Origin of the sequence: Endozoicomonas sp. (assembly GCF_031844845.1) — a bacterium.
In the GTDB taxonomy this organism is placed as follows: domain Bacteria; phylum Pseudomonadota; class Gammaproteobacteria; order Pseudomonadales; family Endozoicomonadaceae; genus Endozoicomonas.
The window spans coordinates 1-17,576 of record NZ_JAVRMB020000167.1 but is presented as its reverse complement, the minus strand read 5'-3'; the positions used below and the strand labels follow the sequence as shown (position 1 = coordinate 17,576).

At 45.0% G+C, this 17,576-nt stretch carries 17 protein-coding genes and 1 rRNA gene; 10 read left to right on the top strand and 8 right to left on the bottom strand.

Features of this window, described 5'->3' with window-relative positions:
• Positions 1 to 18 precede the first annotated feature (18 nt).
• Positions 19 to 134 (top strand): 5S ribosomal RNA (gene rrf / locus RM811_RS08855).
• A 205-nt stretch (positions 135 to 339) separates the two neighbouring features.
• Here rrf and RM811_RS08850 read toward each other — a convergent pair.
• Positions 340 to 711: a phage holin family protein gene (locus tag RM811_RS08850; RefSeq protein WP_402523054.1), complete on the bottom strand. Its 372-nt coding sequence runs from the start codon at positions 709 to 711 to the stop codon at positions 340 to 342.
• A gap of 245 nt (positions 712 to 956) precedes the next feature.
• Here RM811_RS08850 and RM811_RS08845 point away from each other — a divergent pair, with 245 nt between their 5' ends.
• On the top strand, positions 957 to 1,133 hold the full coding sequence (locus RM811_RS08845) for an amidohydrolase family protein (protein WP_402523052.1): 177 nt from the start codon (positions 957 to 959) through the stop codon (positions 1,131 to 1,133).
• Positions 1,134 to 1,162: 29 nt separating this feature from the next.
• Positions 1,163 to 1,825 carry a DUF3313 domain-containing protein gene (locus RM811_RS08840; RefSeq protein ID WP_402523050.1) on the top strand — a complete coding sequence of 221 codons (663 nt, stop codon included), beginning with the start codon at positions 1,163 to 1,165 and terminating at the stop codon, positions 1,823 to 1,825.
• A gap of 26 nt (positions 1,826 to 1,851) precedes the next feature.
• Here RM811_RS08840 and RM811_RS08835 read toward each other — a convergent pair whose 3' ends face one another.
• The 4 genes from RM811_RS08835 to RM811_RS08820 form a co-directional block, all read right to left on the bottom strand.
• Positions 1,852 to 4,659: a response regulator gene (locus RM811_RS08835; protein ID WP_402523048.1), complete on the bottom strand. Its 2,808-nt coding sequence runs from the start codon at positions 4,657 to 4,659 to the stop codon at positions 1,852 to 1,854.
• A gap of 5 nt (positions 4,660 to 4,664) precedes the next feature.
• The gene (locus tag RM811_RS08830; RefSeq protein WP_402523046.1) at positions 4,665 to 5,195 is read right to left on the bottom strand and encodes a YfiR family protein; all 531 of its coding nucleotides are present in this window, start codon (positions 5,193 to 5,195) and stop codon (positions 4,665 to 4,667) included.
• 24 nt (positions 5,196 to 5,219) lie between these two features.
• Entirely contained in the window at positions 5,220 to 7,355 is a 2,136-nt protein-coding gene (locus RM811_RS08825; protein ID WP_402523043.1) for a TonB-dependent receptor plug domain-containing protein, read from the bottom strand.
• A 176-nt stretch (positions 7,356 to 7,531) separates the two neighbouring features.
• Positions 7,532 to 8,926, bottom strand: a complete 1,395-nt coding sequence (locus RM811_RS08820; protein ID WP_402523041.1) for a S8 family peptidase — start codon at positions 8,924 to 8,926, stop codon at positions 7,532 to 7,534.
• Positions 8,927 to 9,422: 496 nt separating this feature from the next.
• On the opposite strand from RM811_RS08820, the gene RM811_RS08815 reads away from it, so the two are divergent.
• From RM811_RS08815 to RM811_RS08795, 5 genes are all read left to right on the top strand, one after another.
• The gene (locus RM811_RS08815; RefSeq protein ID WP_402523039.1) at positions 9,423 to 9,980 is read left to right on the top strand and encodes a DedA family protein; all 558 of its coding nucleotides are present in this window, start codon (positions 9,423 to 9,425) and stop codon (positions 9,978 to 9,980) included.
• 65 nt (positions 9,981 to 10,045) lie between these two features.
• Positions 10,046 to 11,206, top strand: a complete 1,161-nt coding sequence (locus RM811_RS08810; RefSeq protein WP_402523036.1) for a D-alanine--D-alanine ligase — start codon at positions 10,046 to 10,048, stop codon at positions 11,204 to 11,206.
• Between the two features lie 46 nt (positions 11,207 to 11,252).
• Complete coding sequence (locus RM811_RS08805; protein ID WP_402523034.1) at positions 11,253 to 11,696, top strand: YHS domain-containing (seleno)protein; 444 nt, start codon at positions 11,253 to 11,255, stop codon at positions 11,694 to 11,696.
• A gap of 33 nt (positions 11,697 to 11,729) precedes the next feature.
• On the top strand, positions 11,730 to 12,176 hold the full coding sequence (locus RM811_RS08800; protein ID WP_402523032.1) for a hypothetical protein: 447 nt from the start codon (positions 11,730 to 11,732) through the stop codon (positions 12,174 to 12,176).
• Between the two features lie 217 nt (positions 12,177 to 12,393).
• Positions 12,394 to 14,175: a lysophospholipid acyltransferase family protein gene (locus RM811_RS08795; protein ID WP_402523030.1), complete on the top strand. Its 1,782-nt coding sequence runs from the start codon at positions 12,394 to 12,396 to the stop codon at positions 14,173 to 14,175.
• On the opposite strand, the gene RM811_RS08790 is transcribed toward RM811_RS08795, so the two are convergent.
• The gene (locus tag RM811_RS08790) at positions 14,172 to 14,714 is read right to left on the bottom strand and encodes a DinB family protein (protein ID WP_402523027.1); all 543 of its coding nucleotides are present in this window, start codon (positions 14,712 to 14,714) and stop codon (positions 14,172 to 14,174) included. The two genes, RM811_RS08795 and RM811_RS08790, sit on opposite strands and share 4 nt — an antisense overlap.
• A 377-nt stretch (positions 14,715 to 15,091) precedes the next feature.
• Between RM811_RS08790 and gcvH the strand changes: the two genes are divergently transcribed.
• Both gcvH and RM811_RS08780 read left to right on the top strand, forming a co-directional pair.
• Positions 15,092 to 15,484, top strand: coding sequence for a glycine cleavage system protein GcvH (gene gcvH, locus RM811_RS08785; protein WP_402523024.1), 393 nt, complete (start codon positions 15,092 to 15,094; stop codon positions 15,482 to 15,484).
• 267 nt (positions 15,485 to 15,751) lie between these two features.
• A complete protein-coding gene (locus RM811_RS08780) occupies positions 15,752 to 16,504 on the top strand; it encodes a HesA/MoeB/ThiF family protein (protein ID WP_402523022.1) in 753 nt (250 codons plus the stop codon).
• Positions 16,505 to 16,525: 21 nt separating this feature from the next.
• Here RM811_RS08780 and RM811_RS08775 read toward each other — a convergent pair whose 3' ends face one another.
• Positions 16,526 to 16,792: a TfoX/Sxy family protein gene (locus RM811_RS08775; protein ID WP_402523020.1), complete on the bottom strand. Its 267-nt coding sequence runs from the start codon at positions 16,790 to 16,792 to the stop codon at positions 16,526 to 16,528.
• A 161-nt stretch (positions 16,793 to 16,953) separates the two neighbouring features.
• A partial coding sequence (locus RM811_RS08770) for an AAA family ATPase (RefSeq protein WP_402523018.1) occupies positions 16,954 to 17,576 on the bottom strand: 623 nt, incomplete at its 5' end.

Here is a 17,576-nt window from a genome sequence, read left to right as displayed (position 1 = left end):
TCTTTTATCAAAGTTTCGCCTGGCGACCATAGAGCGTTAGCCCCACCTGATCCCATCCCGAACTCAGTAGTGAAATGACGTATCGCCGATGGTAGTGTGGGGTTTCCCCATGTGAGAGTAGGTCATCGCCAGGCACCAATTTAAAAATCCCGATAGAGCAATCTATCGGGATTTTTTTTGGTTTCCAGAAAGTCATCTCATTCCCATGCTTTTAGGTCCTGTGGGTCTTCCGTGGGAATGCCTGCCGGACTCACCTAAGAGGGATATTGCTGGCGGATATATCGCAGCGCTATCATGAAGAGCGTGGGAGTGAGGTAATCATTTTTTTATGGAGAGCAATTAATAAAAAGTCATATATGGAAATGAAAAAACAGCCAGTATTTTGAAAATCCCCATTACCAGACTCATCAACATCGCCCACCCGAAGTTTTTTATAGCAAACCCATCGACCAGTTTACTGGCAAAAACCAGAATGAGTGCATTAATTACCCAGGTGAACAGGCCAAGGGTTATTACTGTGATGGGAAAGGTCAGAATCAGCAGGATGGGTTTGACCAGAAGGTTCAGGAAGGTGAGTACCAGGGCAACGATAACCGCGTGTTGGTAGCCTTTGATCTCGATGCCCGGAAGAAGGCGGGCAGAGATAAATATGATAAAACCATAGAGGGCAAAAATGAGGATCTGAAAGAGCAGAAATAACAGGATTTCCATAGCGCTACCTTTCGTGAAGGTTAGTGGGTTGATTGGTATGAGATGGTGGGTATGAAGTCTAAATATACCCGACAAATCGTACGACAATGAAAATCTATTGGCTATAGGGTTCCATCCCTTGCAAATCAATATCCAGGCAAATCTTTTTGAACGCTACCGTTGTCATTATGGATTAACAGAACTCTGTAGTTGATGATTTTCTGGTTGAAAATGGTCGTGTCGTTGCTGTTGATTCAGGGGAGGATTTGCTATCTGAAACCGGTACAGAAGCTGAAATCGTTGATCTTGATGGGAAAATGCTATTGCCTGGTTTTATAGAAGTTCATGGTCATTTTTCTGGTAGTGGTTTGACCGAAGTGAGCAGTAGTCAGAAAAACGTATTGCTGCAAGTTATTGGTATGTGTTCTCCTGTTGCCAAATAAAACAGCGTCTGATTTTTTTGGGGGAAGTGATGAAAGTATGGTTGGTCTTGCCAGTAATTCTGATGTTTACGTTATTGGCAGGTTGTGCCAGTAGACCAAAAGTTTCGGAGCAACATAGCGGCTTTCTTTCGGATTACTCAAGATTAAAACCATTAGAGGTTCGAGAAAAATCACAATTTCTTGGTTATCACGCCAGGCGCTGGAAAATGCGTCGCTATGAGAAAGTGATTATTGAGCCAGTGGTTATTCATATCAGTGATGACGTCCGAAAAAACTGGCAGGTTAAGCCTGAGCGTTATGATCAGTTGCAAACCTACTTCACGCAAAGGCTGACAGAGCGTCTTAAGCTGAAATATACCATTACTGACCAACCGGGACCTGAGACATTGCGTTTGAGAGTGGCAATTACCGGTGGTGAGCTTGGGATGAAGGCACTTGAGTTTTATCAGTTTTTGCCATGGGGGCTGGTAATTAATGGTGTTGGTGAACTTGCAGGGGTCAGGGATAAGTTACTCAATATTATTGAGGAAGGAGAGCTGGTAGATAGCCAGACAGGAGAGCAGGTCGTGGCACTGGTCGGTGGTGTTCAATATGGCCCCATTGACATGGGTGACTTCCGTGGAAGTTCAGCAGAAGAGTTAAAGCCGGTTATTGATGTATGGGTGGATTCATTCTATAGCCATCTGCGCTAGAGTTTTCAGACACTTGTCTTCCAGTTTCAACTCTCAGACCCTTTCAGGGCCTTTATTGTTTCATCAAGTGCAGATTTTAAAGTGGGGATAAGTGCTGAAGCTTCATTGAGTTTGTTGGCTTGCCCTTCCTTTTCAATGTCTGCAGCAATCGTAGCTAACCGGATTGCCCCAAAGTTATTGCTGCTTGATTTTAGTGTATGGGCCGCTCTAATCAAGACTTCAAGATTGGCATCTTTGGATGATGACTTAATATCAGCCATCAGCTTCGGAGCATCTTCGATATAACTGTTGATCAGTGCCGGGAAATCTTCTTCCATAATCTCTTTCAGGGTAGAAAAGACGGATTGATCGATTAGAGGCTGCTGATTTTCCTGCGGTGAGAGCTTCGGGCTGGCTTCAATAGATCCGGTCTCTGCATTTTTATGAAGTGGATTATCATTAATGAGCCAATGCTTCAGCCGATTTTTTAAGTTGACCACTTTGACCGGCTTACTAAGGTAGTCGTCCATTCCTGCGGCAATACACTTATCCCGGTCTTCGGTCATGGCATTCGCTGTCATGGCAATAATTGGGATTCTTGGCAATTGCTGTTCCCTTTCTCTCTGGCGAATAAGTCCCGTAGCCTCATAGCCACTCATCACTGGCATTTGGCAATCCATTAAGATGAGATCATAGGTCTGGCTGTCATATATGGTGACTGCCTGCTGGCCATCTTCTGCCAGATCTATACTGTTCAGCCCAATTTTTTTTAACATGCTGATGGCAACTTTCTGGTTTACAATATTGTCTTCTACCAGAAGTATTCGAATGCTTTCTGAAAAAACTGAAGCCTCTGATTTAAGCTCAGTATTGCCATTTTGCTGCAGATTGGAATGGTGGGAATGCATGACCTGCATTGTGGTATCCAGTAACCGGTCCTGCCTGAACGGTTTGCTCAGACATGCCGAAATCCCCGCTGCTCTCTGCAGACTCTGGGCAATAAAGCCTGTGGAGCTAAGCATGATTCTGCGTGTGGATTTTAAACCACTGTCTTTTTCAATGATTTTTGAAAGCTCCAGACCATCCATATCAGGCATATCCATATCCAGGAAGACAAGTTCAAAGGGCTGGTTAATTCTGGCTGCATCCCTGAGTTGCTCAAGAGCATCTTTGGCGGTCGTTACCTCACTGTGATTTAAACCCCAGGCAGTGAGATAGTGGTGCAGGATTTCACGATTGGTTTTATTATCATCAACGACGAGCGTCTTTATTCCATCAAGTGAATGGAGTATCTGAGATTTTGGGATATGTTGGTTTTTGGAGATTTCCATCTCAAGAACAACGGTAAAGGTAGAACCAAGCTCTCTGGTACTGACGACAGTGATCTGCCCTCCCATTAATTCAACCAGTTGCCTGGATATAGTCAGACCGAGTCCGGTACCTCCAAACTTTCGTGTTGTACTGCCATCAGCCTGAGTGAATTCATTGAACAGTGTTGGCAGAATATTTTCAGCAATACCAATACCGGTATCTTCAACGGAGAACTCAATCTGAGCAGTGGTTCGTGAACGTTCAATAAGATTGACCTTAACGCTGACTTCTCCTTCAGCAGTGAACTTAACCGCATTACCAATCAGGTTTGTTAATATTTGCCTTAATCTTACCGGGTCACCTTTTAAGGTTCCGGGAAGGTCAACATCGGTATAGCAGCTAAGTTCCAGGCCTTTCTCCCTTGCTGAACCTGCCAGTAATGTACAGACATCTTCAACAATGTCTCTGATGCTGACCTCAATATGTTCAATGGTCATCTTGCCTGCTTCAATTTTTGAAAAGTCCAGGATGTCGTTGATGATTTGTAATAATGAATCAGCAGAAGCGTAGGCCGTGTTGAGGAAATCACTTTGGGTTTTACTGAGTGTGGTATCTTTCATCAAATCAAGCATGCCAAGCACGCCATTCATGGGCGTCCGGATTTCGTGGCTCATATTCGCCAGAAAAGCACTTTTGGTTTTCGCAGCATCAAGAGCGGCCTCCTTGGCTTCATTGATCTGAGTAACATTTTCTTTCAAATCCCGGTTGGCCATTTTCAATTCACGGGTACGATTGGCAACGGTTGCTTCCAGAGTTTCCCTGTTTTGCCGGAGTCGGTCGTCTCGCTCTTTGATTTGCATTAACATCTCATTGAAACAGTCATAGAGCTGTCCGATCTCATCATTATCAAATTTCTGAACATGACGGTCGTATTGTTGATACTCAGTAATTTCGCTGATGGTATCAGCCAACTCAGTAATGGGGCGGGCAAGGAGTTGTTGCAGGCGTGAGCTCAGGATTGCTGCCAGCACGACAGAAATCAGTGCAGCAATAAGAACCAGAAATAAAATCTGGGTAAGGTGACGGTAGAGTTCACTAAAATTCGACTGGACGTAGATGGCGCCGATGAACTGACCATCCATATTAATAGGACGGTAGAGATGTAATTTTGCCTTACTGAACAGTGTTACCGGTTGGTTTAACTCTTCCAGGGTAAAAGCCCAGGGTTGCTTTTTACCTTGATGATAAGCGGCAACCCGTTCACCCGTAGAACTTAATAGATAAACAGTCTCAATTTCAGCCGTATTTGAAAAGCCATTGAGTAATTGCTCTGCGGATACGGTATCTTCAAATATGAGTGCAGCCTGGGCATTGGCTCCAATAACCTCGACCAGTGTTTCCAGCTTGTTGACCAGTAGTGATCGGGAATGGAAATATTCACTGACGGTCTGTACGCCCAAAGTGACCAGCAGAACCGAATACGCCGTTAGTAGCATGGCGTATCGTAACTTCTTTTTAATAGGCAGATTTTTAAAGGTTACCATAGTCGTTATTTAATAACCTTGGCCAGCCCCATGAGCTGGTTGCTGATTGAAAGTCCTGAGTTTTTGGTTGCACTTTGGCTAATTGCAAAGCGGATTTTACTGCCAGTACGGAACAAACCAATAATGCCGCCCTGACTGGTAAAGTTGGCATTGTCGCTGATGGTGAGTACGGGCTTGTTTTGTAAGCGATGGAGTATGCCAACCATAGTTTGTGTATCGGTATTGTGAATGAATGTCAGGTCACATAACTTTTCCAGCGGGGCTGTGTATTTTTTGTGAGTCACGGAAATACGCCGACCCATACTGAACTTGTGATTGATTTTTAATAGTTCATTGTTAATTGAGCCACTACCAATAATGCACAGAGCAAGGGTTTGTTTCTTCTCTGGCCAGGTAATGAATTTTGTGAGTTTGTAAACAATAGCAGCCTTAACTTTATCAGCTTTGGTCGCAGGATTTGCTGCCAATAAAGAAGCGCTGAAAAAGGTCAGCAGAATCACTGTCAGTGCGATATATGTACGTTTTAAGATCGGCATGAAGTTTTCTCCCCCCCCATCCGATTAATGTTGCCAGCGAAGCTGGAGGTACCATGATTCTTCGACTTCGGTTGTGCCGAGCCCACTGAAAATCTCACTGAATTCAAGCCGCTGCTTATCAAACAGATTTTGTCCAACCAGTGAAATCTCAAAGTCTTTACCAAATTTTTTGGCAATTCTCATATCTAAAGCGGTATAAGCACCAACACCAGCATTGGTCAGGTTGTCCATATAGCGCACCCATAAATCCAGATACCACTGGTTAGGTAAATTCATACTGGATCTTAAATTTGCAGTATTTGTAGCGCTTAGCTCTTCAATGAGAATCTCATTTTCTTTTCGATAGCGTTCATTCTCATGGGCTAATGCATCAATCTGAAAAGTGCTGAAGTTTGCCTGAAGCTTCCACCAGTCGTTCACCTGCCAGTCAGCAACAACCTCCAGGCCATAAGTTTTTGCATCTAACCCATTCACCAGCGTGGTTGGGAATTCAATGATTAGGTTTGGTGGTACTAAGCTAGGGTTTTCATCTAAAACACAAAGAGGAGTACCGTAGTTTTCGGTCCATGATGTTCCTGGTAAGCAGGTATTAGCATTGACGTATGCCATTATGTCTCTGTACTGATTATAAAAAGCAGTTACATCTATTCGGAAGCTATTGTTGAATAGCTCTCTATAACCAAATTCAAGTGCAGTAAGTTCCTCAGACTCCAGACTTTCGTTACCTGAGATACTCATCAAAAATGGACCATTTTGAGATAGTGTCGCTAATTGGGACCCAACAATATCATCACCAAGAAAATTAATGCCTCTGGTTGTTACAGCAGTTTCACTAATAGAAGGCGTTTTTACAGCTCTTGATAGAGACCCCCAAAAAGTTCTGTTTTCCGTTGCTTTCCAGGTCACTTTGGCGTTCGGCTGAAATTCATAACTGGTAAAATCGTTATGTTCAAACCGGGTACTTAATGCAAGACTCCAGTCAGGAGACAGCGTTATATGATCTTGTATGAAAGCACTGTATAGCTCATCGGTCCGGCTTGTCTGAGGCATTGTTATATTATTCATGTCACTCAGATTGTATTTTGTCAGCCGATATCCCAGTCCCCAGATAATGTCATGATTGTCCCATGGTAATATTTGATGTTGAAACTCAATATCTCCAATATCTCTTTTTTCGGTTACCCGGTAATCGTAGTTTTCATAGCGGTCATAGTAACCTTTGACTGAAAAGTTGCTGCCATCACTGTAATACTGCTTATAGTTGCCGATCAGATGCCCGCCCTGTTGGTCCCTGCTCAGGTCTGCAATAGTATCCTTTTCCAGAGTACCGTTGTAATTAAATAATGTTAAAGGTGGGCTGGTTGTACCATCATATATTTCACCCTGTATCGAAGCTTCGGTCCCTGTTTCTGTCCGCCAGTCTGCTCTAAGACCGGTCCGGTTTATTTTCCAGCCATCATTCGCACCAGAACCATCTGGGTTAGCCATGCCATCACGATTGAAGGTTTTGAAAAAGGCTCGATAATGACCATCATCCCCGAGTTCTCCGCCATAACGATATGCGGAAAACGCTTTTTCCTCAGAACCAAATCCGGTGGATAGCAGGCCACCCTGTGTATCTGCTGCATACTTGGTAATAACATTGATAACACCGTTAACAGCATTGGCTCCCCATAAAGCAGCCCCAGGCCCCCGAATTACTTCAATTCGGGCAACATCTTCCAGCATGGTGTCCTGAACGTCCCAGTTCACACCGGAGAACAGGGGTGAATAGACGGTTCGCCCATCAATCAGGACCAGCAATTTGTTGGCAAAAATATAATTAAACCCACGGGTACTGATTGACCAGGTATTCCCATTCAACCGGGCTACCTGCATTCCCGGAACCATTCTTAATGCTTCCGGAATGGAAGTGACGCCTGAGCGTTGAATATCTTCGTTGGTAATGACATAAACAGCCGCAGGGGAATCCATCAGACGCTGCTTTCTTTTGGATACGGAGGTAACATCGGGGACATCCAGCGATATCAGTTCTTCGAGGCTGAGATCCAATAGGGTATCGTATGATACGTCAATATCGGAACCAGCCTGGAGATTCACAGGAATAATGAGAGAGGAAAAAATACCGGCCAGCAGCAGTGAATTATATGGTTGTTTCAAGGTCCCACTCCATCGGATTGATAGAAGAAAGAAGCACTGCTGAATCATTCTTTCTTCATTCCCAATAATGCGGCGCTCTTAATTCTTGGTTTCTTAATTAATGAGGTGCCGCACTATTTACTTATTGTTGCCCTTACTAAAAACCTAGCCTGAATTTCAGGCCTTCGTTGAATATTTTACTGAGTATTCTGTACAGCCCTTAGAAATAATCCACCATCAGCAATGCCTGAACCACATCGGAATGCGGAGCAATTACTGTCAGAGGCAAATGGCCTGGCTGTCTCCATTAATAATTTTTTACGTTCGGCGGGTGTCAACGAAGGGTTTACCGCATAGCTAAGATCAATCAGGCCGGTAATATGTGGGGTGGCCATACTGGTGCCCTGCAACTCAGCGTAAGAACTATTTTTTGCTGTCTTAAGCCCTGAGTTGTATAGCGATAAGATGCCATTCCCCGGGAAGTGTGTCTCTCCACCAGGCGCCATAATATCGATACCACTGCCAAAGTTTGAGTACCAGCTTCGGTTACCAGTGCGGTTAATAGCACCGACAACAATGATATTTTTACAGTTTGCCGGAGTACTCAAGGCAACATTTTGTTGTTCATTACCCGCTGCAACTACGATGGTGACACCGGCGGCAACCACTTCATCAATGGCATCCTGGTAAGTTCGGGGGCAAGAGAGTGCAGTACCGCCAAGGCTGAGGTTAATGACATTGACCGGGTTAGGGTTGACAGGGAGTCCATAGACTTTCAGTCCTGCTGCCCATCGCATGGCTGAGACAATATCGGATGTGTAGCCCCCACAACGTCCGAGCGCCCTGAGTGGTTGGAGCCTGGAGAGCCAGGTTACACCAGAAACACCCATATTATCATTGGTTTTGGCGGCAATCGTGCCGGCTACATGAGTGCCATGCCAACTGCTTTTCTGTGTATTGGCAGGAATGGGGTTGCCAAACGACGTTCCACAGGCACCGGGTTGAAGGGAGTCCCCAGGATCGTGAGGGTTATCATCCCAGCCATCACCGTCATTGGCCATCCAGGGATCCGAAACAAAATCATAGCCAGGTAAAACCCGGTCATTAATCTCTTTGTGGTCTGTAATACCGGTATCTACAACCCCAATCACATTCTCAGTCCTGCCAATGGATATCTCCCAGGCTGCTGGCAGGTTAATACCGGCTGTCGGTTCAAAGTAATGCCATTGCTCGTTATAAAGAGGGTCGTTGGGTACTCTCATAGTCTGCATTACCAGATCGGGTTCGGCAAACTGAACCTGGGGGTCATCCTCTAATCCTTTAGCCAGTATTTTCACATCATCAAGATCCAGGGTGGCGCCGATTTCCAGCACTTCTTGCCTTTTTCCCGCCGCTACCCCATAACCACCATGGGTTACGCCCTGCTTGATAAAAGCCAGTGCCCTGGCTTCTGTGGGCTTTTCTTTAAAGTGCACAATAACCCGATCGGTTCTTTGTAAAAGAAGTCGGTAGTTATCCACTTCAGCCTGTGAAATAAAGGCTGGCGTTAAAAGCGTTGCTGCTAAAACAGTCCTTGTTAGCAATGATTTCATTAATTTCTACCTCAAGGGTGCAGTTATCAAATGCTTATCTTGTAAAGGAATTCATAGTGTTATCAATTTCGATATAACGAACTTTATGTAGTAATAACAAATGGTTAATGTTTTTTTGCAGCTCTGATTGATTGCTGTGAATAATATGGATAAGAATAGAGTTATTACCCAGTGGTCTGATCAATGATATTGGGTTGTCAGACAATTGATGGTCAGACAATTGATGCTGGTTAATATACTCAGTGGCTTCTGTAGCGCCACCTAAACCCTGATAGCACTTGGAATGAAAACCAATGATTAATCGGGTTGAATAAATCTCTTCTCTTATTTCAGCTTGAACGCTAAGGCTGATTATTATTAAAAAAATCAGGCTTGATATTTTATTGGTTGTTTTTTTGTTTAATTTCATTTTTGTTTTAAAACTACGATTTGGAATTCACCCTAAAAAAAAGTATGGTTGATAGATATCGAGGCTTCAAAATATTTTAGGTAATAGATGGCTGAACTGATACTGAACGTCACAAATCACCCTTTGATTTTGGCGGGTTTGATTTTACTGTCAACTTATCTTCTGGAAGATGCCGCCATTATTTCGGCAGCACTGATTAGCATTGATGGTTTTATTTCTCCTGAGCTGGCTTTTCTGGCGCTTTTTATTGGGATTTTTACCGGGGATGTTGGTCTTTATGGGCTTGGTCGTCTATTGGGCAAGTGGTCCTGGCTGGATAAAATAATCCCATCAGAGAAGGTAAATAAAGCGGGTGAGTGGCTAAAGCAGCGCATGGTCTGGACTATTCTGACGGTTCGTCTGATTCCGGGGCTCAGGTTACCTTCCTACGTTGCCTGTGGTTTTTTCCAATACTCATTAATGTACTTCTCGGGTTGGGTTTTCCTGGCATCCCTGGTTTGGACCGGGGTGGTTTTTACCGGAATCTACTGGTTTGGCTCAATGTTCTGGTCTGAGCTTTCTCCCTTTAAATGGTTGTTGTTGCCAGCGATGGTGGTACTCATCCTGGTTTTACATAAGAGTGTCAAACCATCAGTGGATGCTTGATTGGCTCTTATAAAGAAAAATAAGCTTTGGTTGCACCTTTATTATGGAATAAGGCGGGAGTAAGTATGGAAGCCCTGGTTAACAGAAAGCGTTGTGAATCAACCCGGATATTTATCGAGAGAACTTCACCCGACAAACCGGTTCATCCCGGAATGCCGGAGTTGGAGCCGGTACTGAAACCCATCTCTTTTTTCGAATTCTGGCCCGGTTACCTCTTTTATATACCGGTGGCGTTTCAGTGGCTCTGGTTGTCTATACGCTTTCGAGGTATAGGCCTGCCGCTGATTGCCAATCCGGCAATTCCTTTAAGCGGGATGGTTGGAGAGTCTAAATCGGAGGTTTTCTCCAGGGCTTCTGGCCTTGCAACAGAGAAGATTGCACCCTGGGTATTACTGGATGATTGGGAAACCGCTATTCAGGGAGCCAGTCTCGCACAACGGTTATTCAAGCATGCAGGTTTAGGCTTGCCACTGGTAGCCAAGCCGGATATTGGCTGTCGTGGCGCAGGCGTCCAGTTGATCAGAAATAATGATGAGCTGGTAGAGTACATTGAGAAATTTCCACCGGATGGCCGGATTCTCTTCCAGCAGCTGGTTCCCTATGAAGCTGAAGCTGGTATTTTTTATATTCGTTATCCCGGAGCAGAAAGCGGGGAAATTATCTCTATAACCCTGAAATATCCGCCTTATGTTATTGGCAATGGTAGAAATACTCTGGAGGAGCTGATTAATCTGGATCCCAGAGCTGGCAGGCTGAAACACCTTTATCTACCCAGACATCACGATCAATTGCATGAAGTATTACCCGATGGACAGCCATTTCGTCTGGCGTTTACCGGCAGTCATAGCCGGGGCTGTATCTTCAGGGATGGCAGGAAATTTATTACACCGGAATTAACCAGGGCTTTTGACAGGCTGTGCGATGATTTGCCTGAATTTTACTATGGACGGTTTGATATTCGCTTTAAAGATATTCAGTCTCTAATGGAAGGGGAGGATTACTATATACTTGAAGTGAATGGCGCGAGCAGTGAGGCTGCCCATATATGGGATTGCCGGGGCTCACTGGCTGATGCCTTCAAAACACTGTTTTTTCAATATCGAACACTTTTTAAGCTGGGAGCAATAAATCGACGTAGAGGTTTTGCTTCTCCTTCACTCAGAGAGCTGTTCAGTGCATGGCGAAGGGAAAAAAAACTGGTTGGCCGCTATCCGGGAACGGAATAGGCCAGAAACGGAATAGGAAAAATACAGAACATGGAGATGGAATCTCATGAATAAATTGTTAAGGATCACAACACTGTTTTTACTGACTGTCTGCACTCATTCCTTTGCAGATGACCACATTTATACGGGCTGGTTTAGTAGTAAGGCCGTGAGTGGCTACGACACGGTTGCTTATTTTACCGAGGGCAAACCAGTAAAAGGGAGTGCCAAATACAAATTTGAGTATCTTGATGTTGAATGGTACTTCTCTTCCGGGGAGCATCTGAATCTGTTTAAGGAGAATCCGGAGAAATATATGCCGCAGTATGGTGGCTTTTGTGCATGGGCGGTTGCTGCAAAAAAAACACGTGCACCGGGCGATCCTGACTACTGGAAAATCGTCGATAACAAATTGTATTTGAACTATGACAGGGGTGTTCAGGATCAATGGAATAAGGGTATCCCCGGCTTTATCAAAGCAGCGGATAAATACTGGCCAGAAATGAACTAGGTTTGGTCGATATAAAATTGCCAGGAGGCACAGATGGTTTATAAGGGATTTACCTGGGCGCTAAGCCTTTATATTGCAGTAGTGTTTGTGCAGTCACTGTTTTTTAAATTTACCGGTGCTTATGAAACCCTGCATATATTTGGTGTTCTCGGAGCCTGGTCGGGTTTCCAGTGGTTTGCGGATTATGGTGCCTATGGTGTTGGTTCGGTTGAGTTGCTGGCTTCCATTCTACTGTTGACATCATTGCGTCTATATGGGGCGGCTCTTGCCTCAGGCGTCATGGTCGGTGCCATCTTTTTCCATTTATTTACCCCGCTGGGCATACCAATGCCTGAGTTTGATGAAGTGGGTAATATCATTGGAGATGATGGCGGTTTATTATTTTATAATGCCTGTGGTTTGCTGGTTTCCGGGATTATTCTGACAATACTGGAATTTTTAAATACAGATAACAGAATTAAGAGATGTCTCTACCGTTAATCCATACTGCATCGTAATTATAAGACCACTGTCTTCTGGCAGGTAGCAGTGGTTTTTTCAGGCGGTTTTTCACCAGCGGCCTTCATAAAGTCTTTCATAAAAATATCGCTTCATTTTCACCTTATTGTCACTTCTCCCAAATATTCTGGTTGTTCATTTAAGCTGGCTTCGACATTATAGAAGTGAGCCAGGAAAAAACTCAGGGATAGAGGACAATATGCTGAACTCACCTTTCCGTTTACCAGGGAATACGCGCTTTGGCTTGATGGCATCGGTCATTGAGAAGTTTATTGGGCTGACAGCTCTGGAGCGAGTGTATGAGGATGCAAGTAAAACCAGCTATTCTGGTCAACAATTTCTGAAACGAGTACTGAACATCTTTGATGTGAAGTATGAAGTGGTTAAAGGCTCAGTCTCGTCTATTCCTGATTCGGGTCCATCCATCATTGTTGCCAATCACCCATTTGGGGGAATTGAAGGCGTGGCACTGGCGGATCTTCTCCTGCAGCAACGCAATGATGTTAAAGTGCTTGCCAATGAGCTGCTCTGTCGTATTCCGGAATTCAAAGATGTTTTTATTGGTGTGGATGTATTAAGCAGGCAGGCCAGAGAAAAAAACAAACTGGCCATTGCTGAAGCCCGGGCCTGGGTTGCTGAGGGCCATCAACTGTTAATATTTCCTGCCGGTGAAGTGTCGAGTTATAACAAAGTATCAGGCAGTATTTGTGACCCTGACTGGAGAAATACCGCAAGCTCAATTGCCTTGAATACTAAAGCCAGAGTGACGCCTGTTTTTATAGAAGGCGGCAACAGCAGGCTGTTTCACTGGCTTGGCAGAGTCCATCCGCGATTGAGAACATTGCGACTGGTGCGTGAGCTAATTAATAAACAGGGCTCCACCTTAGGTTTCCGGGTTGGTAAAACACTGGAGACAAAAGAGCTACACTCTTTTTCCTCAAAAAAAGCACTGACCCACTATCTCCGCCTATGTACATATCTGCTCTCTTCACAGGATTCTTCTCATGGGAGTCATACGAAAAAAAAACTAGAAGATATAAAATCCCGTCGTAAAGAAGAGCCTGTTGCTGATGAGGTTTCCAGCCTGGTGATGAGAGCGGAGATTGAAAGTCTGTCAGACGATACGCTGCTGCTGGAAAAAGGAGACATGGCAGTATATTGTGCGACCTCTCGGGAGATCCCTTATGTCTTGAGGGAAATTGGGCGTCTGAGAGAGATTACCTTTCGCCAGGTGGGTGAGGGTTGTGGCCGGTCTCTCGATCTTGATCAGTATGATCAATATTATCTGCACCTGTTTCTTTGGAATAAGGGAAAATCAGAAATAGTTGGCGCCTACCGAATTGGCTGTGTTGACCATATCTTAAGAGAGCATGGTGTTCACGGGCTCTATTCACGAAGCCTGTTCAGTTACCACCAGGGTTTTATCCATAAACTGGGCTGCGCCCTGGAAATGGGGCGCTCTTTTGTGCGGCCTGAATATCAGAAGAGCCTGAGTGCATTGCTTTTATTATGGAAAGGTATCGGAGCTTATGTCGCTGCGAATCCCGAATATCGGGTTCTGTTTGGCCCGGTCAGTATCAGTAGTGATTACAGTGAAGTATCCCGTCAGTTAATGGCGGGCTGTCTTGGTATCAACAATTCTGATCAGGCTCTGGCTGAACTGGTCAAACCGGTAACACCATTAAAAAGTTCAGGCCAGTTCTGGTCTGTAAAGGACTTACAGGGCATTAATAATATTGAACAGTTGTCTTCTCTGATCCAGCAGATTGAAAAAGATAATAAGGGGATTCCCGTGCTATTGCGTCAATATTTGAAGCTGCGGGGAGAACTCGCTGCATTCAATGTGGACCCGGACTTTAATAACGCTCTGGATGGACTCATCATTGTCGACCTGTTGAAGGTTGATGAAAAAACACTATCAAAATATATGGGATCTGAGCGTTGCAGTCTGTTTCTTAAATATCACAGCGAGGCTGCTTAATCAGAAGACATTGCCTGTTCTTTCCGGTAGATCAGTGTTGAGGTGGCAACACCGAGATCTTTTGGGGGTTCATTGCCAGAGGCTTGAAAGAGCAGGTTGATCATTGCCATATGGTGCGTTGCATGGCTTTGTAAAAACAGTAACTCACGTACCGGAGAAGATTCGGTTGAGACGGTATTGCCTTCGGTGTCAATACTGGCACTGAGCGCTAGATTTATAGTTGTCGACGGGTTACTTGCGAGGCTAGCTAATTGTTGTGTGATAGACAGTAATGTTTTTAATGCTGAAACACGATTAATTTCACACTCCGGGTCTCTTTTTCGTTCATCATAGTTAATCTGTTTATGCTCCAGTCCTGCAAAAAAGCACTGATAGAATTCAATGATATGGCGAACATGAGCCCCTATCTTTTGTGAGACGGCTTGAGAGTTATCAGTGCATACTTCTGCCTGATAGCTATTTGAAGGGAGTGTTTTAATAGCCTCGATTAACTCAGACAACAGTCGTTCATTACACTGGCAGACGCTTTGTAGTGACATTTGATCCTGAACCTTATCACTGTTCCTATATGAGAAAATGGCATGATTGCTTATGGCATATTACTCGGTGTGGATTATCTTGTTCTTCAACAATACCATTCCAGTTTTGCACAGGCAGCGAGGTTTTGTATATAGCCGATACGTTCCCAACAGCATCGTTTTCCTGATATCAATAGCCCGGTTGGTTAACCGAAGCTGTGCTCTGTAAACTTCACATCAAACTCGTTAGAATGCTCGTGCCAGTCAGCCATGAGCTCGTAAAAAGCCATGTGTCAACGGGAAGCATTTTAGATCATCTTTTTGTCTTCCGGAAGGGGATAATGAGATTGGAGTCTAATGCTTTTCAGCCTTACAGACAGACGACCGAGGATTATTAAATGAGCAATATACCTTCTGAGTTACGGTATCGGCGTTCCCATGAATGGGTCAGGTTGGAAGAAGACGGAACCGTCACCATTGGTATTTCTGACCATGCTCAGGAATCATTGGGAGACGTAGTATTTGTTGAGTTGCCTGAGGCGGGTGTTGTTCTTGGCGCCGGTGAAGAGGCTGGAGCAGTAGAGTCTGTAAAGGCGGCTTCTGAGATCTATGCACCCTTGACTGGTGAAGTTATTGAAGCAAATGGAGCTTTGGAAGAGGCTCCGGAAACCGTCAATAGCGACCCATACAATGACGGCTGGTTCTTCAAAATGAAGCTGAAAGATGAAGGTGAGCTGGGTGACCTGCTTGATGCAGAAGCTTATGAGGAGTATATCGAGTCAGAAGCTTGATTTTATAAAGTCCGACACTCGAAGAGGTTGTCGCAAAAGGACAAATTAACACGTAACCGTCATTCCCGCCTGCGCGGGAAAGACGGTAGTGGTATAAATCAGCATTTTAAGACCTTTTGCGACAGCCTCGAAGGTGGGGTGTGACCAACACACCCGCCAGTATAAATATCATGGGTATATAATCGGACTTATCTCTTCTTTTAAAATCCCTACGGTTTATTTTCGCTGTCCAGAGCAGTGCACCTTTCTCAAGGACTTTGACCGCCCATGAATGATGAGCAGTTACTCCGCTATAGTCGACAAATCATGCTCCCACAGATTGATATTGAGGGGCAGGAGCAGTTGCTGGAGGCCAGAGTGTTAATTCTTGGTCTGGGAGGTCTGGGATGCCCTGCCGCACAGTACCTGGCGGCGGCCGGCGTTGGACGCATGGTTCTGGTAGATCCGGATACGGTTGATACCACGAACTTGCAGAGGCAATTGCTTTATTCCAGCCTTGACCAGGGTATCCCCAAAGTTGAAGCTGCAAAGAACCGGTTGTCGGCAATAAACCCGGGCGTTGAGTTTGAAGTTATTCAAGACTGTCTGGAAGGTGAAGCTCTGTTCGAACAGGTGAGTAAAGCAACCGTTGTTCTGGATTGTACCGATAATTTCTCCAGCCGTTTTGCGATCAACGCTGCCTGTGTCAGGGCAAGAGTTCCATTAGTCAGCGGTGCGGCCATCAGGCTCAACGGACAGCTAACCGTTTATGACCGCCGGCAGCCAGATGCTCCCTGTTACCGCTGTCTTTATGATGAACAAAGCAATGAAAACCTCAGCTGTTCCGAGTCCGGAATATTGGGACCGGTCGTGGGTACTATAGGCACGCTGCAGGCTCTGGAAACCATCAAGCTGATCACCGGTTTTGGCAAGACGTTGAATGGTCGGTTGATGATCTTTGATGCCATGACCATGGAATGGCAGACAATGGGGCTGCAGGCAGACCCGGATTGCCCTGTCTGCGGCCACGGTAATCAATAAGTTTATGGCCTTTGGGTGGGATTACAGCGCTGGAGGGCTACCTTCAACAGCTTCAAGCAGGCGGGCCTTGTAATCATGATCCAGGTCATTCCAGTGGGCTCCGATAAGAGCGCCTTCCAGTGCGTAGAGCAATACTTTCGAAACTTTGAATCCCCGGTCACGGACTTTGCAGTAGGCTGCGACAGAACCAACGTCATGGAGTTGTTCAAGGGTTCTGATGCCAACAGCGTTTAACCATTGTACGGATGTTTTACCGAGATTTTTTAATTCGATCAGATCAGTGGCCATGTACTGGATCCCTAACTCAACTCTAGCGTCCGTACCAGAGACAGCATGATTATTGAAAGTCACAAGTTATTTTTCTTAGAATAGCTCAGAACTTTGAAGTCCACTGCTAGTGTTATCAGTTATACCAAATCAATGATATTTTGACGCCTTGTTGGTACGTACTAACAAATTCCATGACGTTCCAGCTGTTTTTTTAACGCATCCTGCCAAAAGGGGTGATCGGTGTTGAGCGAGATCAGGACGGGAGCTTCTATTGCACAGGGATCTTCCAGCCAATTCAGCTGCTGTTTCATAATATCAACCGTCGCTTCGGAGGGTTCTCCTGACTTCTTAATCCGGTTATAGAGCCTCTCATTAATTGTGCTTTCCTGAGCCTTGCAGTGGATAATTACACTGGCAACCTTGAGTTCTTTTGCGATAGTTATAAATTGCTGGCGGTCTCTGACTCGCAATGCAGCAGAATCGATCACCACTGAATAACCGGATTTCAGCAGGGCCTGAGACAGGTAAGCCATTTTTGAGAAGGTCTTCTTATGAGCATCAGGGGAATAGATATTTAAGCCAGATAATCTGGATGACTGTTCCGGACTCAGGCCAAACAGGTGCTTTCTGACCACATCGGCGCATATCCAGGCACCATGAAACTCTTGGGTGATCATGCGACTGGCAGTACTCTTTCCTGAACCGGACAACCCCATCATGATAATCAAAAAGGGATCAGTCCTTTTGGCCAGATGGGAAGGTTGATAGAGCCACTTTTCGTCTATTGGTAAAGACATCATGC

Bases quoted from the DNA above. Each gene is read 5' to 3' on its own strand.
- RM811_RS08850 (WP_402523054.1), bottom strand. From the start codon at position 711: ATGGAAATCCTGTTATTTCTGCTCTTTCAGATCCTCATTTTTGCCCTC.
- RM811_RS08840 (WP_402523050.1), top strand. From the start codon at position 1,163: ATGAAAGTATGGTTGGTCTTGCCAGTAATTCTGATGTTTACGTTATTG.
- RM811_RS08835 (WP_402523048.1), bottom strand. From the start codon at position 4,659: ATGGTAACCTTTAAAAATCTGCCTATTAAAAAGAAGTTACGATACGCC.
- RM811_RS08830 (WP_402523046.1), bottom strand. From the start codon at position 5,195: ATGCCGATCTTAAAACGTACATATATCGCACTGACAGTGATTCTGCTG.
- RM811_RS08820 (WP_402523041.1), bottom strand. From the start codon at position 8,926: ATGAAATCATTGCTAACAAGGACTGTTTTAGCAGCAACGCTTTTAACG.
- RM811_RS08815 (WP_402523039.1), top strand. From the start codon at position 9,423: ATGGCTGAACTGATACTGAACGTCACAAATCACCCTTTGATTTTGGCG.
- RM811_RS08810 (WP_402523036.1), top strand. From the start codon at position 10,046: ATGGAAGCCCTGGTTAACAGAAAGCGTTGTGAATCAACCCGGATATTT.
- RM811_RS08805 (WP_402523034.1), top strand. From the start codon at position 11,253: ATGAATAAATTGTTAAGGATCACAACACTGTTTTTACTGACTGTCTGC.
- RM811_RS08800 (WP_402523032.1), top strand. From the start codon at position 11,730: ATGGTTTATAAGGGATTTACCTGGGCGCTAAGCCTTTATATTGCAGTA.
- RM811_RS08795 (WP_402523030.1), top strand. From the start codon at position 12,394: ATGCTGAACTCACCTTTCCGTTTACCAGGGAATACGCGCTTTGGCTTG.
- RM811_RS08790 (WP_402523027.1), bottom strand. From the start codon at position 14,714: ATGTCACTACAAAGCGTCTGCCAGTGTAATGAACGACTGTTGTCTGAG.
- gcvH (WP_402523024.1), top strand. From the start codon at position 15,092: ATGAGCAATATACCTTCTGAGTTACGGTATCGGCGTTCCCATGAATGG.
- RM811_RS08780 (WP_402523022.1), top strand. From the start codon at position 15,752: ATGAATGATGAGCAGTTACTCCGCTATAGTCGACAAATCATGCTCCCA.
- RM811_RS08775 (WP_402523020.1), bottom strand. From the start codon at position 16,792: ATGGCCACTGATCTGATCGAATTAAAAAATCTCGGTAAAACATCCGTA.